We start from the raw sequence: 26,598 nt of genomic DNA, 5'->3' as shown, positions 1-26,598 counted from the left end.
CCGACTTCCGCCAACCCCTCCCCCGAAAGGGTGAAGTGTGCGTTCGGTCACTCCGGAGGGTTTCGGTGACACCTGTCTCGGGCTAGATTCGAACCATCGAACGGTCTGACCAAAAAATGACGGAGGCAATCATGACCGGTGTCTACTCCTTCGACCACGATCACGGTGTGCCGGCCCGCGAGCTCGGGCACCTGCTCGGCGGCAAGGGTGCCGGCCTCGCAGAGATGACCACGGCACTCGGACTCAACGTCCCACCCGGTTTCACCATCTCGGTTCCGGTGTGCCGCGACTATCTCGAGAATGGTTGGCCAGAGGGCCTCGACGACGAACTACGCACACACATCGAGCGACTGCGGGGCCGGATGGGCCGGCGCCTCGGCGACCATCAGGACCCGCTGCTCGTCGCGGTTCGCAGCGGCGCCCCCGTATCGATGCCGGGGATGCTGGACACCGTGCTCAACCTGGGCTTGAACGACGAGACCGTGGAAGGCCTCGCCCGCGCGGCCGGTGACGACCGATTCGCCTGGGACAGTTACCGCCGCTTCCTCACCATGTTCGCCACGACCGTGATGGGAGCCGGCGAGGACCTGCTGCCCACGGCACCGGATCACGCGGGCGCCGACGAACTCCGGACTCATGTCGCCGAGCTCAAGCGGCGCATCGCCGAAGTCACCGGACGCGAGGTGCCGCAGGTTCCGTTCGAGCAACTGAGGCAGGCGATCGAGGCCGTCTTCCGTTCCTGGGGATCGGACCGGGCCCGCGCCTACCGCGCCCACGAGGGAATCGAAGAGGATCTGGCGACCGCATGCAACGTACAGGTGATGGTCTTCGGCAATCGGGGCGAGGACTCCGGCACCGGTGTGGTCTTCACCCGCGATCCGTCGACCGGCGAAGCCGTGCCGTTCGGCGATTACCTGCCCTGCGCGCAAGGTGAGGACGTGGTCTCCGGCAACTCCTCCACCCGGCCAATCGGCTACCTCGCAGATCATCAGCCCACCGCCTACCAGGATCTGCTCACCACTTTGCGTCGGCTCGAACTGCACTACCGCGACATCTGCGACGTCGAGTTCACCGTCGAGAACGGCAAGCTCTGGCTGCTGCAGACCCGCATCGGCAAGCGCGGCGCCGTGGCGGCGGTCCGGATCGCGGTCGAGATGGCCGACGATCCCGATATCGCGCTGTCCCCCGCGGAGGTCCTGGTCCGGGTTCCCGAGACGATTCGCGCCCGCGCCCGCGCCGAGGTTGCCGCTGCGGCACACGATCCGGGCGTCGGCACCCAACTGCTCGGCTCCGGGCTGGGCGCTTCGCCGGGCCGGGTCAGCGGGCGGGTGGTGCTCAGCGCGGACGAGGCGATGGATGCCGACGGCGACGTGATCCTGGTCCGCCCCACCACCAGTCCGGAGGACGTGGCCGGCATGTCGGCTTCGGTGGGCATCCTGACCACCCGCGGCGGACTGGTCAGTCATGCCGCCGTCGTCGCCCGCGGCTGGGGCATCCCCGCGGTGGTCGGCGCCGAGACCCTCACCGTCGACGACGCGGGGGTCCGCTCCGCGGACGGTGCGCGGGTCAAGGCCGGTGACCTCATCACCATCGACGGCACGTCGGGCTGCGTCTGGATCGGCGAGGTGACCGGTTCCGACGCGGAAGCCGCCGATGCGGTCGCGCGGCGGTTGCCTCACCTGCTGCGGCTCGACGAGTGGGCGCAGCGTCCGGAAGTGACCCCGGCATGAGCGGCTCGCCAGACCATGTGGTGGTGGTCGGTGCCTCGCTCGCCGGCCTGCGGGCGGTACAGACCGCTCGCGAGGCCGGATTCCAGGGCAAGCTGACGCTCGTCGGCGAAGAAGTTCACCTTCCCTATGACCGTCCGCCACTGTCCAAGGAGTACCTGGCCGAGGGACCGCTGACGGACAACCACCAGTTCCCCGACGTCGATTCCCTGGGCAGCGAACTCGGTGTCGACCTGCAGCTCGGCGTGCGGGCCACCGGCCTCGACGTCGCGGAGCGGCAGCTCACCACCACCGCCGGCACCACCGGCTACGACCGGCTGTTGATCGCCACCGGCGTCACCGCCCGGACCCTGCCCGGTACCGACCACCTGTCCGGCGTGCACGTGCTTCGCCGACTCGACGACGCCCAGGCCATCCGCGGGGCCCTCGACGCACGCGCCCGCGTCGTCGTGATCGGCGCAGGTTTCATCGGCGCCGAAGTGGCCTCGGCCGCCGTGGCACGTGGCCTCGAGCCGATCGTGCTCGAAGCCGCCCCCACCCCGCTGCTCCGCGCCGTCGGCGAATCCGGCGGCCAGGGCCTGAGCCGCATGCACGCCCGCCACGGCGTGGACCTGCGCTGCGGAGTGGCGGTTGCCGAAGTACTCGGCGACGACCGTGTCAGCGGGGTTCGGCTGGCCGACGGCAGCGAGATTCCCGCCGACCTGGTGGTGGTCGGCATCGGCGCCGATCCCGCAACCGGTTGGCTCAGCGGATCAGGCCTGACGGTGGACAACGGAATCGTCTGCGATCCGTCACTCCGTGCCGCCGAGAATGTCTGGGCTGCAGGCGATGTCGCACGATGGACCAACCCACTCTTCGACACCGCGATGCGGCTGGAACATTGGACCAACGCCGGAGAGCAGGCCGTTCACGCGATGGAGAATCTCCTGGATCCCGCCGCCGCGGCGCCGTATTCGCACGTCCCCTATTTCTGGTCCGACTGGTACGGCCAGCGAATTCAGTTCGCCGGCCTGCCGATCGGCGAGCCCGAGGTGGTCAGCGGCAGCTGGGACACCGACAACCTCGTCGCCCTGTACCGCGACGGCGACCGACTCATCGGAGCTCTCGCCGTCAACCGCCGCGGCGACATCATGAAGTACCGAGTCCAGATCTCGCGGCGCGGCACGTGGGAGGCCGCACTGGCCTTCGCCGCCAAGCGCAACGCCATCTCGGCGTGAGCCGCGACGGCCAGAAAGCGAATCCTCATGCAACAACACGATGACTTGTTCATCGGTGGCCACTGGGTCACCGCCGATTCCGCGGAACGCACCCCGGTGATCAATCCGGCGACCGAGGCCGTCTGGGCGCAGGTCCCCGACGGCAACGAGCGCGACATCGACACCGCAGTACGGGCGGCGCGCGGCGCGTGGCCCGCCTGGGCTCAGACCGATCCCGCCCGGCGCGCCGAGCTCCTCGACCGACTCGCCGACGAGATAACCTCGCGCGCAGCAGAACTGAGTCGCATCATCACCGCCGAGAACGGCACACCGATCGCGGAGAGCGGCGCGGCGCCGGTCCATGCCGCAGCACATCTACGGCTGACCGCTGAACTCGCCGACGTTCTGACCGCTCCGGACGATCGGCCCAATCCGATGGGCCCCGGCCACACAGTGGTGCGTCGGGTTCCCGTCGGGGTCGCCGGCCTGATCACTCCCTGGAACTTCCCGCTCGGCCTGGTGATCATCAAGCTGGGGCCGGCGCTCCTGGCCGGTTGCACCGTGGTGATCAAACCGGCACCGGAGACCCCGATGGCAACCCGGCTGCTGATGGACGCGGTGGCTGCCGCGGGATTCCCCGACGGTGTGGTGAACCTGGTGACCGGCGGCACCCGGGCCGGCAACGCCCTGGTCGAGCATCCCGGCGTCGACAAGATCTCCTTCACCGGTTCCACTGCGGTGGGCCGGCAGATCGGGCGTAGCTGCGGTGAGCGGTTGCGGCCGGTGACACTGGAACTCGGCGGCAAGTCACCGGCGATCGTGCTCGACGACTTCGAACCCGACGTGCTGGCCCGCAACCTGCTCAAGGTCACCATGCGGAACACCGGGCAAACATGCAAGGCATGCACCCGCCTGTTGGTACCGGCCCACCGACACGACGAGATCGCCGCGCTGGCAGCCGATGTCGTCGCCGGCGCACCGATCGGCGACCCGACGGACCCGCAGGTCGTGTTCGGTCCGCTGGTGTCGGCACGGCAACGCGACCGAGTGGCCGGCTACCTCGAGTCCGGCCACGCCCAGGGCGCCAAGGCCGTGACGGGCGGCGACGTCGCCACGCGCTTCCCGCGCGGCTTCTACGTCGAGCCGACCGTGTTCTCACAGGTGAGCCCGGACATGACGATCGCCCGGGAGGAGATCTTCGGCCCGGTCCTCTCCGTCATCCCCTACCGCGATCTCGACGACGCCGTGAAGATTGCCAACGACTCTGATTTCGGCTTGGCAGCAACAGTTTTCAGCGAGGACGAAGACCTGGCGACGACCGTCGCGCAGCGCCTGGCAACCGGCAACGTCGGCATCAACCACTACGGCTCGAACGCTGCGGCACCGTTCGGCGGCCACAAGGACAGCGGCCTGGGCACCGAGTTCGGCGCCGAGGGCCTGTCAGCCTATCTGCAGTACACCTCCATCCACTATCAGTCCTGAACACCCGAGGAGATCTGATGCGCGCAGCAGTCATGTGGGCCCCCGGCGAGCCCTTCGACATCCGGGAGATCGATATCGCTCCCCCGGCCCCCGGGGAGGTCTCCGTCGAGCTGCACAGTTGCGGCGTGTGCGCCTCCGACCTGTCACTGACCACCTCGTTCGGCCAGCCGACGCCGGTGGTGCTGGGACACGAGGGCGCGGGCATCGTGACCTCGGTGGGCGAGGGCGTCACCTCGGTCGCGCCAGGCGATCACGTGGTCATGGTCTGGGTCCCGCCGTGTGGTCATTGCGTGCCCTGCCGCCGCGGCGACGACTACCTGTGCGCCAATCGAAGGTCGTCGGCCGATCAGCGCGCCGGCAAGGGACCGGCGCGGCAGTCGCCGCTCAGCCTGAACGGCGCGTCGATCCATCAGGGCATGGCGACGTCGACCTTCGCCGCGCAGACCGTGGTACCGGCCAACGCGGTGGTCCGCATCGACGACGACGTCCCCTTCCCGGTCGCAGCGATGATGGGCTGCGCGGTGCCGACCGGAGCCGGCGCCGCGCTGCGCAGCGCCCGAGTCCAGCCCGGCGACAATGTCGCGGTGATCGGTTGCGGAGCAGTCGGTCTCAACGCCGTGATGGGCGCAGTGGTGGCGGGCGCGGCGCGAGTGATAGCCATCGACCCGATGCCGGAACGGCGTGCCCTTGCGACCACCGTGGGTGCCACCGAAGGCGCCGAACCCGACCAGCTCGACCAATTGCGCGACCTCGACGTGGTGATCGACGCGGTGGGCGCGCCGGCCACGGTCACCGCGGCCTGGCGCGCCGTGCGCCGCGGCGGCACCGTCACCGTGGTCGGCGCGGGGCGTCCGGATCAGGTGGTCGAGATCAACGCCTACGAACTGTTCCACGACGACAAGAAGTTGACCGGCAGCTTCCACGGCGGCATCAGCATGCATCGGGACCTGCCCCTGCTGGTGGGCCTGTGGCGGACCGGCCGGCTACCCGTCGAGCGGCTCATCACCGAGACCGCCGATCTCAGCAAGATCAACGATGCCGTCGACGCCCAGCAGAGCGGCCAGGCGCTGCGGATAGTGCTGTCACCTCAGGCCTGATCGCCCACACCTCACCTCACCTATCACCGCCGCTCAGCGGCGGTGATAGGTGAGACGGGCGCGTGTGACGACCCGGCCGGACGTATCGGACGCAGCCACGTCGATGGTCGCGGAGTTGCGGCCCAGGTGATGTGACTCCGCTACGAACTCGATTGTCTCGCCGAATCTTCCGGGCCTGGCGTAGGAGATGTGCAGGGTCGCCGGAACCAGATCGGGGTTCTGTTCGTGGACGACGTGCGACGCGGCGAGTTCGGTGAGGTACACCGACACCCCGCCGTGTAACGCGCCCCCGGGATTGGTCGCGTTCTCTCCCACCCGAACCTGCACCCCGGCTTCGGTCATCACCCCGCCGAGACATCCCAGCGTCGACCCCTCGAGATCGCCGACACTGCCGGCCATGACTGCCGGCCGCGGCGCCACGTCGATGAACGCGATCCGCTCGATCACTGTCGCCACCAGACGGTCACCGGAATGGACTGTGCCGGTGGAGACTCCGGCAACCGCATCGTGCTGCACCGTCTGCCCGCACACCGACAGGTCCGGGCCGACATCCGGGATGTCCCCGCAGAACACGATGGACAGATCGGTGGTGACCGCCCAGCCACCTGCCGGCCGGTGCGCGACTGCGGCCCCACCGACCGCCGCGTCCACCATCACGCCGATCCCGCCCGGGGCGGGCCGACCGTCGTCGGTCCGCAACCACGACCCGGAGCGCATCTTCCCGGTCACCGCCGAACTGGTGCCGACGATGTCGACGACGCCGAAGATCGCCTCGGGAATCTGCGCAAGGAATGCGACCTCCGGATCGGCGTCGGCCACCGAGCTCAGCCGACCAGCGCAAGCACCCGCTGCGCCTGCTTGAGATGCGGAAGGTCGAGCATCTTGCCGTCGAGCGCGACGGTACCGACCTCCCCCTCGAAGGCGGCCACGACGCGGCGCGCGAAGTCGACTTCCGCCTCGGTCGGGGTGAACGCCTCGTTGATGACCTCGACCTGCGCCGGATGAATCGCGATGCGGCCACTGAAGCCCTCGGCGCGCGCACGGCGTGACGACTCCGCCAGCCCCTCGGGATCGCGGATGTCGACATACAGCGTCTCCACCGCTTCGACGCCGGCAGCCCGGGCACCCATCAGCGTCATCGACCGCACCAATTGATAGGTAACCGCCCAGCCCCCGTCCGGCCCGACATTCGTCGAGGCGCCCAGTGCGGCGCTGAGATCTTCAGCCCCCCAGGTCAATCCGTAAAGACGTTCGATCTGCGCCGCGGCGAAGTCTCCGAGACGGAACGGCGCGACGGCGGTCTCGGTGGCCACCGGAAGCAACCGGATACGCCCAGCAGACAAACGATGTGAGGCTTCGAGCGCGTCGATGTAGTGCGACACCTGCTGGACATGGGCCGGTCCGTCGATCTTGGGGATCATGATCCCGGCCGGACCGACGGCGATCACCGCGGCCAGATCGGCCAGCGCTTGGCCGGAGTCCAGCGGATTGATCCGAACCCAGAGCTCGGGCAGTTCCCGTTTCCCAGCAGCCTCACGGAGATAATCGGCGACCAACCGTCGCGCGTCGGCCTTGCGGGACGGACTCACCGAATCCTCGAGATCCAGGATGATCGCGTCGGCCGGGGACCCGTCGATCTTGCCCAGTTTCTTCTCACTGTCGCCGGGGACGAACAGGAACGACCGCAGCGGTTTCACTGCGGCTTCTTCCGCTGCAGCCCGGCACGTTTGCAGGAGGCCACAACGTCGCCGTGCTGGTTGAAGGCCTTGTGCAGGAAGACCACGATCCCCTGATCCGGCCGAGACTTGGACTCACGTAATTCGATGACCTCGGTGGTGACGTTGATGGTGTCACCGTGGAACAGTGGCTTGGGAAAACGAACCTCGTCCCAGCCGAGATTGGCAACCGCGGTGCCCAGCGTCGTGTCACCGACCGAGATCCCCACCATCAGGCCCAAAGTGAATGCACTGTTGACCACCCGCTGCCCGAACTCGGTGCCCTTCATGTACTCCTCGTCGAGATGAAGCAGCGCGGGGTTGTGGGTCATCGCGGTGAACAGCACATTGTCGGTCTCGGTGACCGTGCGGCGGATCGGATGCTCGAACATCTGCCCAACCGTCAACTCGTCGAACCACACACCTGCCACGGCACACCTCCACAGTCGAATAATGGCTGAATGGTACGACCTTTATCGGAACCGGTCAACGACTCGGCCGAGCCCCGGCGCGCAGAAGCGCGAGCTGCCGACGGCAGTGCCGCTGCAGATCCGCTGCCTCACAAACCGGCAGACCGCCGGAATTCGTGGCGAGCGCAGACATCACCCGCTGGTAGAACTCCGCTTGACCGACACCGAAAGTCACGAACACCTCGTCACCCGGACCACCGAACGGCGCCCAGGCGCGGGCGAACCGGATCAACTCGTCGGCGTGCCCCACCGTCGCACTTCTGGCCATGACCGCCACCTCCTCAACAACTAAATGGTATGACCATAAAGTAGCGGAAGCGAGGGCCCAGGGGCAATAGCCGACCCATGTCCGCTCAGTCGGTCACAGGGCCGTCCGGGAACTCGTCGACGATCGACGGAGCATTGAGATGGTTGCCCATCAGCTTGAAGGCCAGCCCCGGCTTCTGCCGGGCGATCGCGTCGGTGACCGCCTCGTGCACCTGCAGCGACCGGAGACGGGAATCGGCGTCCTCACCCTGCAGTGTGGTCCGATCGAACTGCCGGTATGCAGCACGTGAGACGGCTTCGACCAGCGTGAACAGAACCTCGTTGCGACCGGCCCGCGACACCGCACTGTGCCAGGCGACCTTGCATTCGACGAAATCTCCGTGACCTTCGAGCGCCCGGGCGGTGCGCTCGTTGATCTCGCGCAGTTCGGCCAGGTCTCCCTCAGAGCGGCGTTCGGCGGCGAAGTAAGCGCACCACGGCTCGATCGCGACCCGCGATTCCATCAGCATCTCACTGCTCGGAGCCCAGCCTTCGAGGTTCAGCCGAACCGAGCGCAAGACCTCCGAGGCGGTCGGGCGGGTCACCACCGAACCGCCGCGCCGACCCGTTCTCACCGCAATCAGCCCTTCACGCTGCAGTTGGGCCAGGGCTTCGCGCACCGCGGAGCGCGTCAGCCCGCTGTCTTCGACCAGTTGACGCTCAGCAGGCAGCATCGAGCCCACCGGGATGTCACCATCAAGGATTCTGTGGCGAAGCGTCTCGGCGAAGACATCGGCAGGACGAGGTACCGAGACCGCCCCGAGCCCGATCGGTTGTGCTGACTCCGTCACTACCACCTCGCCTGTCGACCCTGCCGGAGACGACTGGTGCCGCCGGCGGCGGTCTGTTCTACGTGCTGCACCGTGGGTCGACCCTATCGCAGGAGCCCCGGCTCAGCTCGGCTCCCACGGGAGCCTCGCGCGCCCTCACCAGTCGGCTGTCAGTCCGCTCCCCTCCAGGATCTTGGGTCGCTGCGCGCGGTGGAAGCCGTTGTAAACGGCGTTGTTGTCGGCACCGTTGAGCGTCCAACGCCGGCCGTTGGGTGCCGCTCCGTCGATCCGCAGACAGGTGCCGGTCACAAAGCGCTGCCGCCGGCGACAGCAGGAAGACGATACCGGCCGAAACCTCCGACTCCGATCCGAAGCGCCGCAGCGGCTGGCGAGGGACCACCGAATTGCGGATGTAGCTGCGCTGATGCTCGGGATAAGTGTCCAGACCGCTCGACGCGATGGAACCCGGTGCAAGCGCATTGACCCGGACGCCGTACTCCGCCCATTCCCCAGCCGCGGATTCCGACAGGGTCAGCATTCCGCCGCGTGCCGCTCCGGAGTGGGCCGAAGCCGGGCCACCCGTGCCAGATGTCGGCGATGATGTTGACGATCGAGCCGCCGTGCTCCTTCATGTAGCCGTTGAAGACTTCACGCATGAAGATGAAGCCGCCGGTGAGATTGTTGCGCACCACCGCCTCGAAACCCTTGGTGGAGATGTCCTCGAGCGGCGACTTGTACTGTCCGCCCGCATTGTTCACCAGACCGTGGATGCCACCGAATCTCTCGACAACCTCGGTCACGACCTGCTGCACCCGCTCCTCGTCGCGGATGTCGCAAGTGAACGGCTCCACAGTGCCGCCGTCCTCGCGGATCTAAGCGGTGACTCGGTCCAGCCGCTCCTGCGTGCGACCGACGATCGCCACATTGGCCCCGAGATGGGCGAGTTCGTGGGCGGTACAGCGCCCGATCCCACTGCCGCCACCGGTCACGATGACCGTCTGTCCCTCGAAAAGTCCTGACTTGAAAACGCTTTCGTACGCCAACACGATCTCCCTCGCTAGCTCGTGCCCTCGTCGAAACCGGTCGGCAGATGCGGCCCGATCGCGACGTGTTCAAACAGTCCGAGGCCCACCGCGCCGTCGGAACGCACCGCACGACAGATCTGCTGAGCGTGAACGTTCTCGATCCGAGCCGGGTCGGCGTCGGCGACATTCCAGGCGTCCGAACCCGCCGCAGCGCCACGGTGATCGGTGCCGTGCTTCCATTTCGGGTGGTAGTAGCCCAGTCCCTGCATCAGGAACTCGACCCTCGGCTCGATCGTCACCTGCCGCGAGATCGCCCCGCGGGGCCCGACGGTCAACTCGACCTCGCGAGCCCGCCGGGTCCCGGGCCGGTAGTCGATGTCGAAGTGGAAAACGTCGCTGCGAAGCAGGTTCTCGTCGTCGCCGTAGGCCTTCTCCCCTTCCGTAAGGAAGGGCAGCACCACCCCGGTTCGGGCTTCGCTGACACCCTGCGCATTCTCGTTGACGGCCACGAGTAGGCATTCGTCGTCGAAACGCAACAGTGTCCAGGCGAAGTAGATACCGCTCTTCTTCTTCGAGTCCTTGCCCTCGCTCACCGTGCCGGTGGTCCGAGAACCCCAGGATCGGTCGCGGAAGCCCCACCACTGATCCCGGCTGCAGTCGGTCCGCACACCGTCGACCTCGAACCACCCCGACCATTCGCCGAACTGCACCGTGCGCAGCCGTTCGGAGATCAGGGTGTGGCCGGAGTCGCGCCGCATCCGACTGTCCTCGACGTGTTTGGTGACCGCGGTGAAGGTGAGATCGGCTGCCACACCGTCATACTCGTCGACGACGATCCGCAGCACCCGTCCGGGTTCGACTACCTCGAGGCGAAGCGGTGCCGCCTCCATGTCGAAATCGACAGTCAGGGGCGCGGAGCCGAAGACCGACCTCTGCCCACCGTTCCGGGACACACTGAACGAGGCATCGACGATCCCCCGGTTCGGGTGCACGCTGAGCCCGAAGCCAACCTGCGTGGTCAGGTCCTTGTCGTGCATCGCCATCCAGTGCCGGTTGTACCGGCCGGGGTCGGCCCCGATGGTGGTCGTCGCCGGCAACGGTGCCTGATGAATCGGGTAGTCGTCCCATTTGCTGAGCATTGAGTCTCTTTCAGTCGAGGAATTCGAGCAGGTCGAGGTCGAGTGCCTGGCGGGTGCCGCGATCGATCAGCGAGGCGAACATCGCGAAACCGCGCTCGGTCGGGGCCACGAAGGCCAGCGCCGCGATCATCGCCAGCAGGACCGATCCGGATAGGCGGCGATGCTCGGTCCACGCGCGTTCCGGAGGCCAGCCGGTGATGCCGCGGGCAGCCAGCGCATCACTATGTCCGGCGATCAGGCCGCGTTCGGTCTGCCGGCGTTGTTCGGGGGGTAACGCGGTTCCGAGCAGAAAAGCCGGGTCCCAGGCCGGGGACGTGAAAGCCAGTGTCTGCCAATCGATCAGCACAGCGCCATCCGCGTCGCTCCACAACAGATTGTCCAGCCGCAGATCCTGATGGACAAGGGTTCGGGGACCGGCGATCCCGGCTGCCCACTCCCGCGATCGCTGACCGAACCTCTCCACCAGGTGACGCTGCGGCGCGTCGAGGCCGGCCCCCACGGTGTCGCCGTGACGGTGCCACGACTGCAGGTAGCGCTCAGCCAGGCCCTCGATGTGGTCCTGCGTCCGGTTGTAGTAGCGTTCGTCGCCGCCGGCGGCGGTCACGTCGTCCCAGAATGGGGCCTGCAACCCGGGCAGCTGATCCATCACCGAGGCCACCTGGGCCGGCGTACCGTCGCGCAACTGGTCCAGCTGGCGGGTAAGCGTCGACAGGTCTTCCAGCACGATGCCGGTTCCGGTGTCACCGAAGTCGACGAGTCCGAGCAGCCGCGGCGTGGTGACCTCCAGATGCGGCAGCAGATCGGTGTAGAAGTAGCTCTCCCGGCCGAAGGCGTCGATTCGCTGTGCGGTGGTTGCCGACGCCTCGTCCGAGGGAGGCAGTTTGACGAACACGCTCGACGGCCCGGTCGTCCCGTCGCGGTACCGCAGACCGAGGCGGAAGCTGTCGGCGAGTTGCCCGGCACCGCATGGGGTGGCGGTCACCTCGACCACCCCGTCGGTCTGCGGCAACTGATCGCTCAGGGCAGTCACGAAGTCGTGGACGATCATCGCGAGAGCAGCCCCTCGCGCAAAGCGTCGAGCCGCTCCGACTCCACACCGCCAGCCTCCCGCAGATAACCCGCAGCACCGCCGTACTCCCGGTCGAGATACCCCAGTGCCGCCGACAACGCCGCCGGCGGCGATTCGAAGAAGGTCCGGACCTCGTCCATGACCAGCCCGAGTTCGGCGATGAGCGGCTCGGCCTGCTCGGCAACATGACGTCGGTTGACACCGGTGACCGCGTAGTCCTCGAGGATCGCCTCCCGCGGCACCCCGATCACTTCGAGGATCAGCGCGACCAGCAGACCTGTACGGTCCTTGCCGGCATGGCAGTGGATCAGGGTCGGTCTGCCCTGCGGATCAGCGATCTCGGTGACCACCCGGCCGAAGACGTCGGCGCGGCGGTCGAAGACCTGGCTGTACCAGACCCCGAGGTCAGCCGGGCCGAAGCGCGTGACCGACCCGTCCCGCAGCATGCGCATGAAGTCGGTTTCGGTGCCCTCGACGCCTTCGGGGACCGGTGCGTGCAGCAGTCGCGCCCCGGTGCCGGTCCCCCACGCCGACGGCACCAGTTCCGCCTCCGGCTCCGAGCGGAGGTCCACCACCAGACGCAGACCCAACGCCCGGTACGCCGCGGCGTGCTCGTCCGACCAGCAGCACTCGGCCGTCGAACCCACCGGCCCCAGCACGTCGCCGCGAAACAGCCTGCCGCGGAAAACGATCCGTCCGTCGGTTGTCGGCAGGCCGCCGAGGTCGCGGGTGTTGGTGGTGCCGGGCAGCGGCGTGATCATCACGCCGCTGCCCGGCCGTACATCGCTACTCGTCATGGTCGCCCCGCTGCCGACCGAGGGTGGCCAGCAGATCCTCGTGCAGCTCCATCCAGATGTCGTGGTACGACTCAGACATCGGCCTGGCGAGCGCACTCTCGTCACCGTCCCGGAACCGCGCCAGCGCGTCGTCGAAACGGCCTCGGTAGTTACCGAACCGCGCCGACGCCGCCGAGGCATCACCGACGATCCGGTTCACCTCACCGTGAATGCGGTCGAGCCCGGCCAGGACCGCGTCGAGGTCCTTGTCCGACTGCCACTGCGTGGTGAGCGCCTTGAATTCCCGGTTGGGCGCGAGGAAGGCGTCGTAGGCGCAGGACAGACCCGTCTTTTCGGTCTCACCGACCTCCTTCTGGGTGAGCAGCAGCAGTCGGGCTCGACCTGCGGGAGTGAGACGGGCACCGGAGATCCGACCGGTGAGCTGCTTGACGAAGCCGGCCTCGACAGCCTCCGTCAGACACTGTTCGATGAGGGAGATCTCCAGTCCGGTGCTGGTGGCGATCTGCTCGGCAGTGGCAAAGCCGCGCACCCGGGTGGCGTGCAGTACCTCGAACTCGCGCTCGGCGCTGACCACGGTGTCACCGCTGGCCTGCGTCACGTCGTTGGCCCAGGTACCGGTCAGGAACAGCCGCGGGATCATCTCCCCGGCCACACCGCTGATGATCGTCTCGTAGCTCGCGGTGGGCACCGGGTGCACGCTCATGAACCCGTGGTCGGCGATCAGTTCGTCGACCATGCCTGCGGCCCGTGCGAAGGGCAGCACGAAGCCCGAGGCGTAGACGACCGCGCCGGCCATCACCTTCTCCTCCTGGCTCATCGAGGCGATGTGCTTGTACAACGCCTCCGAGCTGGCTTCGCCGCGGGCCCGCATGTCGTCCATGTCGGCCAGCGAGAGCACCCGCACATCGCTCATGGGTGTGTCCCACTTGTCGCGGGCATAGACCGAAACACCCTTGACGTGGGGCAGGTAATTGGCAGGGTCGCTGAACATCGTCGACAGATCCTGCACCCGGACCTTCAACCCGGAGTCGGCGTCGAACTTCATCGCAATGGTCACCGCGTACGGCAGACCTTCGGTGGTCGAGGACCATTCATAGGCCGGTTCATTGATGAACAGGTCGCGGACCAAGACGAAACCACCGTCCTCGGTCGGGTACGGGCCACTGTCGCCCAGACCGAGTCGGTTGTCGAAGTGGACGAGGAAGCCGAGCAACTCCAGCGCACCGTTGAACCGCTGAAAGGTGGAGCGTTCGGCGTCCCCGGTGATCTCGATCCGATCAGATGAAAAACGGTCGATCCAGGCGGAGTCCAGGATCGGCGCACGGTAGTCACGCATCGAGGAGAACATCGGTCCCGTACCCCAGATGCCCTTGTACATGCGACGCACCGTCGACATCGCCGCGGGCAGCACGCTGGTCCGGTAGTCGAAGTCATGCAGCTTCAGTTCGAGGGCGATTCCCCGGCCGAAGCTCGACGCGCTGGCACAGGCCCAGATGTGCAGCAGGTTGATCTTGGTCCCGATCTCGTTCTTGGCGCGCGCCGCGATCTCCGTCATCCCTTCGGGCCCCACACGATCCTGAATAGCCTTGAGCCACAACGGGTGGTGGAACCAGCTGTCCATGATGCCCATCGCCTCATACTCCTGGCGCGGGATCAGCCCCGACTCCCCCTCGGTGGCACGCGCAGCCAGAGCGTCCCACTCGTTCCAGGCGAGGTAATGCAGAACGTCGTTGGTCTCGTCGATGCTCAACTCGCGGTCGAACTCCGGGTCGTCGAGATCGAGTACGTTGGAGCCCAGGCGCTTCCGCATGATCGCATCGCCCTCCAGACCGGGCGGCACCTCGCCCTGGAACTTGGCCAGCAACGCTTGGATCTGGGCCATCTGTTCCGGGCTCATCCCGCCACCGGTGTCGGCGTCGACCGGAGAATCATCCACCGGTGCACCGGGTTCCACGGATACGATGCCATCCGGCCGCGACGAGATATCCAGCTTCAACTGCACTCCGTCAGCCGGGATGGTCTCCCCCGGCCGGTGCGTACGCCGCGTTCGAAGATCACCGACATGATGCAGGGGATGCCGTATTCACGGCTGAGTATGCCGAGGTGGCTCTCCGGCGCGCCCTGCAGGGTGATGACACCGCGTACGCCGGCGTTGAGCGCCATCGCCAGGAACGTGGTGGTGCCGCCGCGGGCGATGACGATGACGTCGCTGACGTCCTCGCCACTCTCGACGAAAGAGATGACGTCCCCAGGGGTTTCGAGCCACTTGGCGCGACCCACGACGAGGTCGTCGCTCTCGTAGACGGTGAGTCCCTTGCCGACTGTTTCGAAGGTGGCGGGATCGGCGACGACGGGTTCATGAGTGGTCATGGGATTCTCCTGGTCGAAGTGGATGGCGAAGGGGTCTGGGTAGGAAAGTTCTTCATCAGGCGGACTGTCGGGATCGGGTCATGGGCGCGAGGTGAGCAGATCGAGCGAGCCGGCGTCGAGGGCTTGTCGGGCGCCCAGGCTCAACATCCGGCGGAACATCGTGAACATCCGGGGATTGGACTTCACCGAACTGATGGGCGGCACCAGCATCATCAGCACCGCGCAGGCCGCCCACCGATATATGTCCTGCGCGTCGGACTCGGTCCAGTCCACGCCCAGTTCCTGCAGGTCGGCTACGTGCCGGCGCAAAAGCTCTGCTTCATGCGCGCGTCGCGTACCGACCTCCAGCGAGGTACCGACGAGGTAGGCGAAATCGAACATCGCCGAACCCCAGCCGATGGTCTGCCAGTCGATGAGGACGATCTCGCCCTCCCCGAACAGCAGATTGTCTGCTCGCAGGTCGTGGTGGACCAGGGTCTGCGGACCCGGGTTGAGCTGCGCCCACTCGGCCGCAGATCCGACGAAGCGGTCGATGCACTCGCGTTCGTCAGCGGGCAGGTCGGCCGCGATGGTGTCGGTCACCGAATGCCAGGAACGTTGCATCCGTTCCAGGATCCCCGGGATCGGCACGCCCAGTCGGCGGTGCAGCCAGGGAAGCTCGGCGGTGGCGGCGTCCTCCCAGAACGGCGCCTGCAGTAAAGCGAGCTGATGCCGCGCACGGTCGAGCTCGTCGATGGGCACCTCCCGGAGCTGGTCGCCCGGCCGGTGTCGCTCGGTGAGGTCCTCGAGCAGGACCGTGTCCGGCGTCCCGGCCCCCGCGTGGTCGATCACGCCGAACAGACGGGGTGCACGCACACGCGTGCGTGGGGCCAACTCGCTGTAGAAACGCGCCTCCCGTTCGTAGGCGCCGAGGGAGGCGGCGGTGGCGGCGGCGGCACTGTCGACCGCGGGTCGCTTGAGGATCAGGCCGGCAGGGTCTGCCCCGGGGGCGTCCCAGGCCAGCCGAACCTTGAACGTGTCGGCCATCGCCCCGGAGCCGACCGGCGTCAGCACGGCACCGGTCAGCCGCGTCCCCTCGGCGTGCCTGCCCGCGTGAAGTGCCGCCTGGAACTCCTCGATCGTCGCCTTGTCGGCGGGAGTCGAGGTCACGCTGTCGCGTCGCATGGTCACCTCAGGCCCTGGTGATCAGCGCGTCGAGGGCTTCGACCCGGTCACCGGCGACCAGCAACGGATTGATCTCGACCGATTCGACCCCGTCGCCGAGCGATTCGGCCACCGCGGTCACCCGCAAGACGGTGTTTACCACCGAGTCCAGATCGGCAGGCTTGCTGCCGCGGAAACCGGTGAGCAGGCGGTAGCCGCGGAGCTCGGTGATCGCGGTGGCGACGTCGGCCCGCGACACCGGCAGCACCCGCAGTGCGCTGTCGTCGAGAAGTTCGACCATCGCGCCGCCGAGGGCGATGGCCAACACCTGGCCCCAGTCGTCATCGCGGGTGACACCGACCAGCAACTCCACCCCACCGGTCCGCATCGGGCTGACCAGTACGCCGTCGAGGGTTACCCCCGCTGCCTCGGCACGGGCGGTCAGCCGGTCGAACGCCGCCCCGACGGCCTCGGCGCCGTCGAGGTTGAGCTCCACGCCGCCGATCTCGGTCTTGTGGGCGACCTCGGGCGAGGACATCTTGAGAACGACAGCCCCACCGAAGTCGGCTGCGGCGGCGAGCGCGTCCTCGCGGGTGGCGGCCAGGCGAGCGGGTACGAAGTCGATGCCGGCATCGGAGAGCAGGTTCCGGGCAGCGGCTTCACTGACCGGGCCGGAACCGGAGAGCACGACGTCGAGCGTGGTCGGCGCAACCGTGGTGGTCGCACGTTCGCGCAACCAGGACGACCACCGCGACAACCCGGCAGCGGCGCGGACGAACCGTTCGACGCCCGGCATTACCACGTCGATCCCGGTGTCGGACTTGGTCTGTCGCACCGCCTCGGACTGCGGCTGGTCGATCTGCGGCAGGATCGCACCCGGCACGCCGGTGGCCTCGATCGCCTCGGCGACCGCACGGAAGGTGTCGACCCGCTGCGGCTCACCGTCGGTTGGCAGCGACGTGACCGCACCGATCAGGCCGACCTCCGGTTCACGCGCCAGGGCCTCGAAGGCGCCACGCCAGACCTCCGGCCGGGTGGCCGCCGCACCGGTGACGTCGAGTGGGTTCTGCGGGTGCGCCGAGGGCGGCAACACCACGGTGAGTGCGGCCGCGGTGTCCGCCGAGATGGCCGGCAGCGGCAAGCCGACCTCCGAACCGTGGTCGGCGATCAGGTCGCAGGCACCGCCGGAGACCGACATGACCGCGACACCCGGGGCACGCAGCGGTCCGGTGTGGGCGCAGAGCATGCCGGTGTTGATCAGGTCCTCCACCGATCGAACCCGGATCACGCCCTCCTGCCGGAGCACTGCGTCGATCACCCGGTCGTCGCCGACCAGGGCACCGGTGTGGGCCTTGGCGGTCTGGGCGGCGAGTTCGGACTCACCGACCTTGAGCATCACGATCGCCTTGCCGCGGTCGGCGGCCCGGCGAGCGGCCATCCGGAACAGCTCCGGGTCGCGGATCGTTTCGGCGAAGATGCCGATCGCCCTGGTGTTCTCGTCGTCGACGACATAGTCGAGCACGTCGGCGACGGTGACCATCGATTCGTTGCCGGTGGTCACCACGAAGCTGAATCGCGCGTCGTTGCGGGCGGCGTAGCCCACCAGCGAGGAGCCCACTGCACCGCTCTGTGTGATCAGGGCGAAGGGGCCCGGCTCGATCGGCATGTCCAGACCGAGCGCACACATCGCGATCCGATCCCACAGATTCGCGAAGCCGAGGTGGTTGGGCCCGAGCAGGACGACGCCGAGTTCGTCGGCCGCCGCCACCAGCTCCGCCTGCGCGGCGCGGCCGGTCTCCCCCTCCTCTGCCCAGCCCTGACTGAGCACCGCTGCCGCCCGCGCTCCACCGGCGGCAGCGTCGCGCAGCGCCTCGACGGTCGCGCCCTGCGGGGTCAGCAGGAACGCGCAGTCGATACCGCCGTCGATGTCCTGGCACGACGGGACCGTGGACTCGCCGTGCACGACGCTGGTCCGGGGGTTGACCAGGGTGATCGGGCGCGCGCCGGTGAGCCGGCTGTGCTGGGCAAAGGCCCTGCGGGAGAACAGATTCTTGTCACTGGCGCCGACGAGCGCGATGCGCTCCGGGCGGAGCAGGCTGGCCATCGCCTCGCGGGACGGCCGGCGGCGGTGGGTCGGTCGATCATTCATCAGAGCTGGTCCTTTCGCGCTGAACCGCGGTCAGAGTCGAAGCATGGTGCGCAGGGTGCGGCCCTCACGCTGGCCGGCGGCAACCTCGTTGATGGCCTCGAGGTCGACGACCTCGTCGACCATGCCCTCGAGGTCGAGACGGCCGGTGCGCCACAGCGCGATCAGCCGCGGCAGCTCACGCTGCATGTCGGACGAGCCGTAATACGAGCCGATGAGCTGCTTCTCGTCGTGGAACAGCTCCTGGGCGGTCAGCTCCACCAGGTCGTCCGGGCGACCGGCACCGACGATCACCACCCGACCGCCGCGCCGTGCGGCACGCCAGGCGGCGGTGATGGTCGTGGAGCGGGCGACGGCGTCGATGACAACGTCGAAGCCGGGGTCGTCCGTCAGTGCCTGACGGGGATCGTCGTCGGGCCCGTAGGCGTGGGTGGCGCCGAAGCCTCGGGCCAGTTCCTGTCGGCCCGGCTGCGGATCGACCGCGACCAGCTCGGCCGCCCCGGCGATCCGGGCTCCCTGGAGCGCGCTGAGACCGACTGCGCCGCAACCGATCACCAGTACCGAGTCCCCGGGGGAGACCCGACCCGAGTTCACCGCCGCACCGAAGCCGGTCGGAACCGCACAGCCCAGCAGCGCGGCGAGTTCGAACGGGATGTCGTCCGGAAGCGGGATGATACCGCTGACCGGGACCACCGTCTCCTCGGCGAACGTGCCGGTGCCCAGACCTACCTGCACGGGGCTACCGCCGACCGCCAGGCCCGAACTGTTGCCCTGCTCGCTGGATCGCTTGCGGTTGGCACAGATGTAGGTTTCGTGGCGCACACAGTGGTAGCAGTGCCCACAGGGCGGCACCCAGGTGACCAGCACCCGGTCGCCCACCCTGACGCCGGTCACTTCGGGTCCGACCTCGATCACCTCGCCGGCGCCTTCGTGGCCGAGCACCACCGGCATCGGCTGACCGAACGCGCCGGACGCCAGCGACATGTCGGTCTGGCACACCCCGGCCGCACGAATCCGCACTGCCACCTGCCCTTGTCCGGCCGCGTCGCGAGTGGCGTCGGAGCGCACCTCGAACTTCGATCCGGCCTCCCAGATCACTGCTGCGCGCATCAGCCCGCCTCTCCTTCGAATGTCCCCAGTACCGCCTTGACCTCGAGATATTCCTCGAGACCGAAAGAGCCCAGTTCGCGTCCCAGCCCGGACGCCTTGTAGCCGCCGAACGGTGCCACCGGCGGGTGAGGCGAGCGGACCCCGTTGATCCGGACCTGTCCGGCACGGATGCCCCGCACCAACCGGGTCGTGGTTGCCGGGTCGGTGGACCAGAGTTCGGCCGAGAGTCCGTACGGGGTGTCATTGGCGATGCGGATCGCGTCGGTCTCGCCACGGTGGCCGAGGATGACCAGCACCGGACCGAAGATCTCCTCGTGCACGATGGGGTCGTCTTCGTCGACATCGGTGATGACTGCAGGTTCCACGAAGAAGCCGACCGGACCGTCGCCCGGACGCCCACCGGCGACCGTTGCGCCACGTTGCCTGGCACCGTCGACATACCGAAGAACCTTGTTGCGCTGCACATCTGAGGCGAGAGGACCCATGGTGGTCGCCGCATCCAACGGATCACCCAGCCGGTACTCGGCAGCCGCGGCGGTGGCGATCTCCATCGCCTGGGACCGGCCCGTCTCCGGGACGATCAGCCGAGTGGGGGCGTTGCACTTCTGTCCGGCGTTGGTGAAGCAGTTGCGAACCGTGGTGCGCACCGCGACCTCCAGGTCCGCGTCGTCCATCACCACCGCGGGCGACTTGCCGCCGAGTTCGAGGGTCGCGCGGACCACCCGATCGCCGGCGACGGCGCCGATGTGGCGGCCGACGGCCAACGATCCGGTGAACGAGACCAGATCGTAGGCGCGGCTCTGGACCAGCTTCTCGCCGGTGGTCGAGCCGCGACCGGTGACCAGGTTGACCACACCGGCGGGGAGGCCGATCTGATCGCAGAGTTGGGCCAGGAACAGCGCATTGAGCGGGGTCAGCTCGGCAGGCTTGAGCACGATGGTGCAGCCGGCGGCGAGCGCAGGGGCCAGCTTGGCGACCAGTTGGTGTACCGGGAAGTTCCAGGGCGTGATGCCCAGGACCACCCCGACCGGCTCGCGGAGCACCGTGCTGCCCGAGCTGTCGCGGTACTGCCAGCGCAGTTCACGCGCCGCATCAGCAGTACTCCGCAGCACCGCTTCGGGCAGGGCGGCCTGCACCCCCCTCGATTCGGCGAGGGGCATCCCGATCTCGGAAGTGGCCAAGACCGCGAGGGATTCACCGTTCTCGCGCAGCGCATCTGCCAGCGCATCGAGGTAAGCGGCGCGCTCGGCGACCGGACGCGCACTCCACTCTCCCAGTGCTTGTCGTGCGGCGGAGAAGGCCGCGGCCACGTCACTGTCGTCGGCATCGACGATGGAGCCGATGACCGCTTCGGTGGCCGGGTTGAGGACGGGGATGCGTTCCCGACCGGCCGGAGTGAGCCACCGGCCGCCGATGTAGAGCGAGTTCATCGGAACCAGCTCGGCCGCGGACGGGACCTGATCGATGGTCGTCGACACCACGATCACCCGACCCGGCGCAGACGGACCGGGAGGTGGCTCCATCCGCGGAAGATGTTGTGGTTGACCCGTTCCGGCGGGCTCACGACTTCGAAGGCCAGGCCACGGCGCAGCGCTTCGGCGAAGAACGACCGGACCTCGGCCCGGGCGAGGTGGGCACCGAGACAGAAGTGGATGCCCCAGCCGAAGGTCAAGTGCTCATTGGGCGAGCGGGTGATGTCGAACTCATGCGGATTGTCGAAGACCTCAGGGTCACGGTTCGCCGCGGAGAACCACAGCACCACCTTGTCCCCGGCCGCGATCTGCTTGTCGCCGATAGTCATCGGCTCCAGGGCGGTACGACGCATCGCAGCGACCGGGGTGACCCAGCGCAGCACCTCCTCGACCGCAACACGCAACCCCGCCGGCTCGTCGATCAGCTGCTGCCAGGCCTCGGGATGCCGGTCGAACAGGATGGCCCCCCCGGACAGGGCCTGCCGTGCGGTCTCGTTGCCGGCCGCGACCAGGACGATGTAGTACGCGGCCAGCTCCTCCCAGGTGAGCGGGCGGCCGTTGATCTCGGCGTTGGCCAGCACGCTGACGAGGTCTTCCTGCGGCTCGCGGCGTCGTTGCTCGGTGAGCTCGGCAAAGTAGCTCATCACCTCTTCGCGAACCTCGGCCAGCTCTTCGGCGTCGACCTGCTCGGCGGGGTCCGAACTGGTCAGTCGGTTGGTCCAGTCCACCAGTTTGGGACCGTCGACGGCCGGGACACCCAGCACGCGCGACAGCACCAGCATCGGCAGGCGAGCCGAGATCAGCGACACCATGTCGAACTCGCCGTCCTGGGCCTGCGCCTCGTCGAGCAAGAGGTTCACCGCCTCGTCGATGGCCTCCTGCCACTGCTTGATCTTGATCGCGCGCAGGTGCGGCACGGTGATCTTGCGAAGCTCGGCATGCTCGGGATCGTCCATGTTGTGCAGGCTGGCCAGCTTGCCCTCGACCTTGCGGTCGACGATCTGCGTGCCATCGGCCGAGGACAACCGCTCGGCGTCGTAGGCAGCGGCTTTGACGTCCTCGTAGCGGGTCAGCGCCCAGAATCCGGGGCCGAGTTCCGATGGCGGGTTCCAGTGCACCGGGTCGTGGGTCCGGATCTCGTCGAGAACCGGCATCTCGCGGTCCTCGTGGAAGATCCTCAAGTCCATCAGATCGGGGGCGGCATTAGCGGTTGTCACATTCATCATTTCCAGCCATTTCTGTGAGCTACTTCTCATCAAGCTACGTTCGGTGGTATGTTTCTGTCAACCATTTTAAAAGGTACGACCAAGGAGGTCCGATGGCCACGGTATCGCCGATATCCGCCGCCGACACGTTGTCGCCGGAAATCGCGGAGCTCGACGCGGCGGTGTTCCACTTCGACCACCCCCACGACCGGTCTCACGAAGACCTCATCGCCCTTCTGGGCGGCAAGGGGGCCGGCCTGGCCGAGATGAGCACCGGCCTCGGCATCGCCGTGCCGCCCGGTTTCACCGTGTCGGTGCCGGTCTGTCGGGCATACCTCGACCGCGGCCGCCCGGCCGGTCTCACCGAGACACTGGCCCGGTATGTCGGCGAACTGGGCGAACGCATGGGCCGCCGTCTCGGCGATACATCCGACCCGTTGCTCGTGGCCGTGCGTAGTGGCGCTCCCGTCTCGATGCCGGGCATGCTCGACACCGTCCTCAACCTGGGTCTCAACGACGAGACCGTCGAGGGCCTGGCCGCGGTCTCGGGGAGCAAGGACTTCGCCTGGGACAGCTACCGGCGCTTCGTGAGCATGTATGCGGTCACCGTGATGGGGGTCGACGGCGGCGAGCTGGCCGCCGCAGCGGTCCGGAACGGGGGCGGCCTCGAAGGACACGTCCGCGATCTCAAGCGGGCGGTCGAGCAGCTCGCCGGCCGGCCGGTGCCCGAAGACCCCTTCGAGCAGCTGACCGAAGCAGTCGAAGCCGTCTTCGAGTCGTGGCACAGTCCGCGCGCCAAGACCTACCGGGAACGGGAGGGCATCGACCCCACGCTCGGCACGGCGGTCACGGTGCAGGCGATGGTCTTCGGCAACCGCGGTGAGCGATCGGGCACCGGTGTGGTGTTCAGCCGCAATCCCTCGACCGGCGCCGACGAGCTCTACGGCGACTATCTGCCGATGGCGCAGGGTGAGGACGTGGTAGCCGGCACCGCCACGACGCTGTGCATCAGCAAGCTCGCCGAACTGCATCCGGAGATCGATGCCGAGCTGCGAGAGACATTGCGCCGTTTAGAGATTCGATTCCGCGACATGTGCGATGTCGAGTTCACCATCGAAGAGGGCCGGTTGTGGCTGCTGCAGACCCGGCCCGGCAAACGCGGAGCCGCCGCCGCGGTGCGCATCGCGGCGGCTCTGGCCCAGGACCCGGAGATCTCGCTGACTCCCGCCGAGATCGCTGACCGGGTACCGGAGGAACTCCGCGAGCGGGCCCGCACCGAGGCGCTGGTCCATACGGCCGACGAGACCGGCATGCCACCGGTGGTGACCACAGCGCTCGGCGCCTCCCCCGGACGTGCGGTCGGACGCGCGGTGCTGACCACCGACGCCGCCGCCGACGCCGAGGACGACGTGATCCTGGTGCGCCCGGAAACCAGCCCCGAGGACGTCGCCGGCATGGCCGCTTCGGTCGGCCTGCTCACCACCAAGGGTGGGCTGGTCAGCCACGCCGCCGTGGTGGCCCGCGGGTGGGGGATCCCCGCGGTGGTCGGCGCGCACGACCTGCGCTTCGACTCCGATGGCGTGATCAGCACCGACGGGACGCGCATCCGCGCCGGTGACCTGATCACGATCGACGGCAGCACCGGTTGCGTATGGCTCGGCGCCGCCACTCCTCCCTCGGCGGACGCGGCGAACCGCGCCGTCGAACACGACCTTCCCGAACTCTTGCTGATCGAGCGACTGCTCGAGGAGTACACAACGAATGGAGAGAACTGATGCGAGTTTCGGTCGACATGGACAAGTGCACCGCGCTGGGCAATTGCGAGGCGATGGCTCCGGACTTTTTCGAGGTCGGCGACGACGGTGAGCTGGAACTGCTGCGGTCGGACGTCGGCGCCGACGAACTGGCCGAGGTGAAGCAGGCCATCGCGTCCTGCCCCACCGCCGCGCTGAAACTGATCGACGGCTGAGCATGGACAGGAACCGAATGGACGTCAACAGAACAGGCGTTGACCGAGTGGTGATAGCCGGCGCGTCCCTGGCCGGCATGAAGGCGGCGCAGGCCGCCCGCGCCGCCGGCTACGCCGGTCGGATCACGATGATCGGCGACGAGAAGCTCGCCCCCTACGACCGGCCGCCGCTGTCCAAGGAGTTCCTCACCGACCCCGGCTCGGGACAGCCGCCACATTTCGACGGTGCGCTGAGCCTGGCCACCGACCTGGATCTGGAACTACTGCTCGGCGAACCCGCGACCGGGGTGGACACCACGATGCAGCGCGTGACCGTCGGCGAGCGCGAGATCGCCTACGACGCATTGGTCGTGGCCACCGGGGCGGTGCCCCGGCGGTTGCCGACCACCCTGACCGGGGTGACCACCCTGCGCACCGCCGACGACGCCCGGCAGGTGGCGGCCGGTCTACGCCGTGGCGCCCGGATCGTCGTCGTCGGCGGCGGATTCATCGGCTCGGAAGTGGCCTCGGCCGCCCGTGCCCACGGACTGCCGGTGACGATCGTCGAAGCCGCACCGGTACCGCTGGTACGTGCCGTCGGCGCGGTCGCCGGCGAGTGGCTCGGCGAGCTGCACGGGCGTCACGGCACCGAACTGATCCGCGGCGTGGGTGTGGAATCGCTTGACGGCGACGGTCATGTCCGGGAGGTACGCCTGACCGACGGCCGGATACTCCCGGCCGACCTCGTGGTGGTGGGCATCGGCGCCGACCCGGCCACCGGTTGGCTGGCCGACTCCGGGCTCAACGTGTCCGACGGCGTGGCCTGCGATGCGACGTTGCACGCCGGCCACAATGTGTGGGCGGCCGGCGACGTGGCCCGATGGTGGAGTCAGGATTTCGATCGTTCACTGCGCATCGAACACTGGACCAACGCCGCCGAGCAGGGGACACTCGCGATGCGCAACCTGCTCGGCGGATCAGATGCGTTGGCGTACCGGCACATTCCCTACGTCTGGTCGGACTGGTATGGCTCCCGGATTCAGCTGGTGGGCCTGGCCGGTGGCGCACCGGAAGTCGTCACCGGTTCCCCGGACAGCGACAGGTTCGTGGCCCTGTTCCGAGAGGGGGACAGGTTGATCGGCGCGCTGGCACTCAATCGTCGTTCCGACATCATGAAATACCGCGCGCTCATCGCCCGCGGGAGTTCCTGGTCGGATGGCTTGGCCCTGGCCGAACAGCGCAACCGGCGCACGGTCGCGGTCTGAGGCGGTAGCGGTGTTCACCGAGCTGACCCGTTTCCAGATCGACCACTCCCCCGCCGAGCTCGATGATCTGCATCGGCGGATCTGCGGGGGCCGCTGGCCCGAGCGCGCCACCGACGATTCGCAGGGTATCTCCGTCGAGTTCCTCCGCGAGGTCACCGAGTACTGGTCACAGTCCTACGACTGGATGGCCACACAGCAGCGGCTCAACGACCTGCCGCAGTACACCGCGATGGTCGACGATCTACGAATCCACTTCGTCCACAAGCGTTCTGATCGTTCTGATGCGATCCCAATGATCCTCACCCATGGATGGCCGGGCTCGTTCGTCGAGTTCGAAGGTGTCATCGGCCCACTCACTGACCCGCCGCCCGGACAGCCGGCTTTCCATGTGGTCATCCCGTCGCTGCCCGGCTACGGCTACTCGGCCAAACCGGCCGAGGCCGGGTGGGACTTCGAACGGACCGCTCATGCCTGGGGCAACCTGATGCGCGGCCTCGGCTACTCCGAATATGTTGCCCAGGGCGGTGACTGGGGAGCGTTGGTGACGAGCGCGATGGCCTCGGCCGGAGCCGAAGGGCTGCGCGCGATTCACCTGAATCTGCCACTGGTGTTCCCCGCGGAGCCACCCGCCGAGCCGACCGATTCCGAGAAGCGAGCCATGACGGCCGCAGCCCAGTACTCCGCCAAAGGCACCGGCTACTACGCGATCCAGGCGACGCGGCCTCAGACCATCGGTTACGGGTTGGCCGACTCGCCGATCGGTCAGGCAGCCTGGATCCTGGACAAGGTGCTGGAATGGACCGATCATCGCGGTGACCCGTGGGGATACCTCGATCTCGACCGGATGCTCGACATCGTCACCATCTACTGGCTGACCAACAGCGCGGCGTCGTCGGCCCGTTACTACTGGGAGAACGCCCGCGGTCGCGGGTTTCGCGGGCCGGTGCTCGATCTACCGGTGGGGGTGTCGGTGTTCCCCAAAGAGCTCTACACGCCACCTCGAGAGTGGGCAGATGCGTACTACCGCAGGATCATCCACTGGGGCGAGCCGGATCGGGGTGGCCACTTCGCCGCATTCGAACAGCCGTCGATCTTCGTCGACGAGCTGCGCTCTTGCTTCGGCTGACGCCGAAGTCCTTGTGCGCA

Annotated in this window: 24 protein-coding genes and 1 pseudogene; 8 read left to right on the top strand and 17 right to left on the bottom strand. The window is 67.9% G+C overall.

Features of this window, described 5'->3' with window-relative positions; translation table 11 throughout:
• Nucleotides 1-131: 131 nt before the first annotated feature.
• From RVF83_RS11580 to RVF83_RS11565, 4 genes are read left to right on the top strand one after another with little or no spacing between them, the layout of a single operon-like run.
• Nucleotides 132-1,730 (top strand): pyruvate, phosphate dikinase, encoded by a 1,599-nt coding sequence (locus RVF83_RS11580; protein ID WP_005196884.1) that lies wholly within the window; start codon nucleotides 132-134, stop codon nucleotides 1,728-1,730.
• Nucleotides 1,727-2,944, top strand: a complete 1,218-nt coding sequence (locus RVF83_RS11575) for an NAD(P)/FAD-dependent oxidoreductase (protein ID WP_005196882.1) — start codon at nucleotides 1,727-1,729, stop codon at nucleotides 2,942-2,944. Before RVF83_RS11580 ends, RVF83_RS11575 begins: the two co-directional genes overlap by 4 nt.
• A 27-nt stretch (nucleotides 2,945-2,971) precedes the next feature.
• A complete protein-coding gene (locus tag RVF83_RS11570) occupies nucleotides 2,972-4,405 on the top strand; it encodes an aldehyde dehydrogenase (protein WP_005196881.1) in 1,434 nt (477 codons plus the stop codon).
• Nucleotides 4,406-4,422: 17 nt separating this feature from the next.
• Nucleotides 4,423-5,502 carry a Zn-dependent alcohol dehydrogenase gene (locus tag RVF83_RS11565; RefSeq protein ID WP_005196880.1) on the top strand — a complete coding sequence of 360 codons (1,080 nt, stop codon included), beginning with the start codon at nucleotides 4,423-4,425 and terminating at the stop codon, nucleotides 5,500-5,502.
• Nucleotides 5,503-5,535: 33 nt separating this feature from the next.
• Here RVF83_RS11565 and RVF83_RS11560 read toward each other — a convergent pair whose 3' ends face one another.
• From RVF83_RS11560 to RVF83_RS11480, 17 genes and pseudogenes are all read right to left on the bottom strand, one after another.
• Nucleotides 5,536-6,321 carry a PaaI family thioesterase gene (locus RVF83_RS11560; protein ID WP_005196879.1) on the bottom strand — a complete coding sequence of 262 codons (786 nt, stop codon included), beginning with the start codon at nucleotides 6,319-6,321 and terminating at the stop codon, nucleotides 5,536-5,538.
• Between the two features lie 5 nt (nucleotides 6,322-6,326).
• Entirely contained in the window at nucleotides 6,327-7,199 is an 873-nt protein-coding gene (locus tag RVF83_RS11555) for an HpcH/HpaI aldolase/citrate lyase family protein (RefSeq protein ID WP_005196877.1), read from the bottom strand.
• Nucleotides 7,196-7,648 (bottom strand): MaoC family dehydratase, encoded by a 453-nt coding sequence (locus tag RVF83_RS11550; protein WP_005196876.1) that lies wholly within the window; start codon nucleotides 7,646-7,648, stop codon nucleotides 7,196-7,198. The genes RVF83_RS11555 and RVF83_RS11550 overlap by 4 nt, the downstream gene beginning before the upstream one ends.
• A gap of 55 nt (nucleotides 7,649-7,703) precedes the next feature.
• Complete coding sequence (locus RVF83_RS11545; protein ID WP_005196868.1) at nucleotides 7,704-7,955, bottom strand: hypothetical protein; 252 nt, start codon at nucleotides 7,953-7,955, stop codon at nucleotides 7,704-7,706.
• 85 nt (nucleotides 7,956-8,040) lie between these two features.
• A complete protein-coding gene (locus RVF83_RS11540) occupies nucleotides 8,041-8,784 on the bottom strand; it encodes a FadR/GntR family transcriptional regulator (RefSeq protein ID WP_039880209.1) in 744 nt (247 codons plus the stop codon).
• 135 nt (nucleotides 8,785-8,919) lie between these two features.
• A complete protein-coding gene (locus RVF83_RS11535) occupies nucleotides 8,920-9,072 on the bottom strand; it encodes a hypothetical protein (protein WP_341262036.1) in 153 nt (50 codons plus the stop codon).
• A gap of 61 nt (nucleotides 9,073-9,133) precedes the next feature.
• A pseudogene (locus RVF83_RS11530) lies at nucleotides 9,134-9,752 on the bottom strand (SDR family NAD(P)-dependent oxidoreductase); the annotation flags it as partial.
• 68 nt (nucleotides 9,753-9,820) lie between these two features.
• A complete protein-coding gene (locus RVF83_RS11525) occupies nucleotides 9,821-10,927 on the bottom strand; it encodes a hypothetical protein (RefSeq protein ID WP_005196861.1) in 1,107 nt (368 codons plus the stop codon).
• Nucleotides 10,928-10,937: 10 nt separating this feature from the next.
• Complete coding sequence (locus RVF83_RS11520; protein WP_255220656.1) at nucleotides 10,938-11,957, bottom strand: phosphotransferase family protein; 1,020 nt, start codon at nucleotides 11,955-11,957, stop codon at nucleotides 10,938-10,940.
• 14 nt (nucleotides 11,958-11,971) lie between these two features.
• Nucleotides 11,972-12,793 (bottom strand): tyrosine-protein phosphatase, encoded by an 822-nt coding sequence (locus tag RVF83_RS11515; protein ID WP_005196859.1) that lies wholly within the window; start codon nucleotides 12,791-12,793, stop codon nucleotides 11,972-11,974.
• Entirely contained in the window at nucleotides 12,783-14,729 is a 1,947-nt protein-coding gene (locus tag RVF83_RS11510; protein WP_341262022.1) for a hypothetical protein, read from the bottom strand. Before RVF83_RS11510 ends, RVF83_RS11515 begins: the two co-directional genes overlap by 11 nt.
• A gap of 56 nt (nucleotides 14,730-14,785) precedes the next feature.
• The gene (locus tag RVF83_RS11505; RefSeq protein ID WP_341262021.1) at nucleotides 14,786-15,163 is read right to left on the bottom strand and encodes a PEP-utilizing enzyme; all 378 of its coding nucleotides are present in this window, start codon (nucleotides 15,161-15,163) and stop codon (nucleotides 14,786-14,788) included.
• A 78-nt stretch (nucleotides 15,164-15,241) separates the two neighbouring features.
• Entirely contained in the window at nucleotides 15,242-16,327 is a 1,086-nt protein-coding gene (locus RVF83_RS11500) for a phosphotransferase family protein (RefSeq protein ID WP_005196857.1), read from the bottom strand.
• 7 nt (nucleotides 16,328-16,334) lie between these two features.
• Complete coding sequence (locus tag RVF83_RS11495) at nucleotides 16,335-18,455, bottom strand: acetate--CoA ligase family protein (RefSeq protein ID WP_005196856.1); 2,121 nt, start codon at nucleotides 18,453-18,455, stop codon at nucleotides 16,335-16,337.
• Nucleotides 18,456-18,485: 30 nt separating this feature from the next.
• A complete protein-coding gene (locus tag RVF83_RS11490) occupies nucleotides 18,486-19,562 on the bottom strand; it encodes a Zn-dependent alcohol dehydrogenase (protein ID WP_005196855.1) in 1,077 nt (358 codons plus the stop codon).
• The gene (locus tag RVF83_RS11485) at nucleotides 19,562-20,992 is read right to left on the bottom strand and encodes an aldehyde dehydrogenase family protein (protein WP_051989270.1); all 1,431 of its coding nucleotides are present in this window, start codon (nucleotides 20,990-20,992) and stop codon (nucleotides 19,562-19,564) included. The genes RVF83_RS11490 and RVF83_RS11485 overlap by 1 nt, the downstream gene beginning before the upstream one ends.
• A gap of 53 nt (nucleotides 20,993-21,045) precedes the next feature.
• Nucleotides 21,046-22,221, bottom strand: coding sequence for a cytochrome P450 (locus RVF83_RS11480; protein ID WP_051989266.1), 1,176 nt, complete (start codon nucleotides 22,219-22,221; stop codon nucleotides 21,046-21,048).
• Between the two features lie 131 nt (nucleotides 22,222-22,352).
• On the opposite strand from RVF83_RS11480, the gene RVF83_RS11475 reads away from it, so the two are divergent.
• Genes RVF83_RS11475 through RVF83_RS11460 form a run of 4 tightly spaced genes read left to right on the top strand, consistent with a single transcriptional unit; the run spans nucleotide 22,353 to nucleotide 26,578 of the window.
• Nucleotides 22,353-24,014 (top strand): PEP/pyruvate-binding domain-containing protein, encoded by a 1,662-nt coding sequence (locus RVF83_RS11475; protein ID WP_005196841.1) that lies wholly within the window; start codon nucleotides 22,353-22,355, stop codon nucleotides 24,012-24,014.
• On the top strand, nucleotides 24,014-24,208 hold the full coding sequence (locus RVF83_RS11470; protein WP_005196829.1) for a ferredoxin: 195 nt from the start codon (nucleotides 24,014-24,016) through the stop codon (nucleotides 24,206-24,208). The genes RVF83_RS11475 and RVF83_RS11470 overlap by 1 nt, the downstream gene beginning before the upstream one ends.
• Before the next feature lie 17 nt (nucleotides 24,209-24,225).
• Nucleotides 24,226-25,452, top strand: coding sequence for an NAD(P)/FAD-dependent oxidoreductase (locus RVF83_RS11465; protein ID WP_005196820.1), 1,227 nt, complete (start codon nucleotides 24,226-24,228; stop codon nucleotides 25,450-25,452).
• Nucleotides 25,453-25,474: 22 nt separating this feature from the next.
• The gene (locus tag RVF83_RS11460) at nucleotides 25,475-26,578 is read left to right on the top strand and encodes an epoxide hydrolase family protein (protein WP_210735683.1); all 1,104 of its coding nucleotides are present in this window, start codon (nucleotides 25,475-25,477) and stop codon (nucleotides 26,576-26,578) included.
• Nucleotides 26,579-26,598: the final 20 nt, after the last annotated feature.

It is taken from the genome of Gordonia rubripertincta (assembly GCF_038024875.1).
GTDB lineage: Bacteria > Actinomycetota > Actinomycetes > Mycobacteriales > Mycobacteriaceae > Gordonia > Gordonia rubripertincta.
The sequence above is the reverse complement of the archived record's forward strand: the minus strand, read 5'-3'. Positions and strand labels throughout refer to the sequence as shown.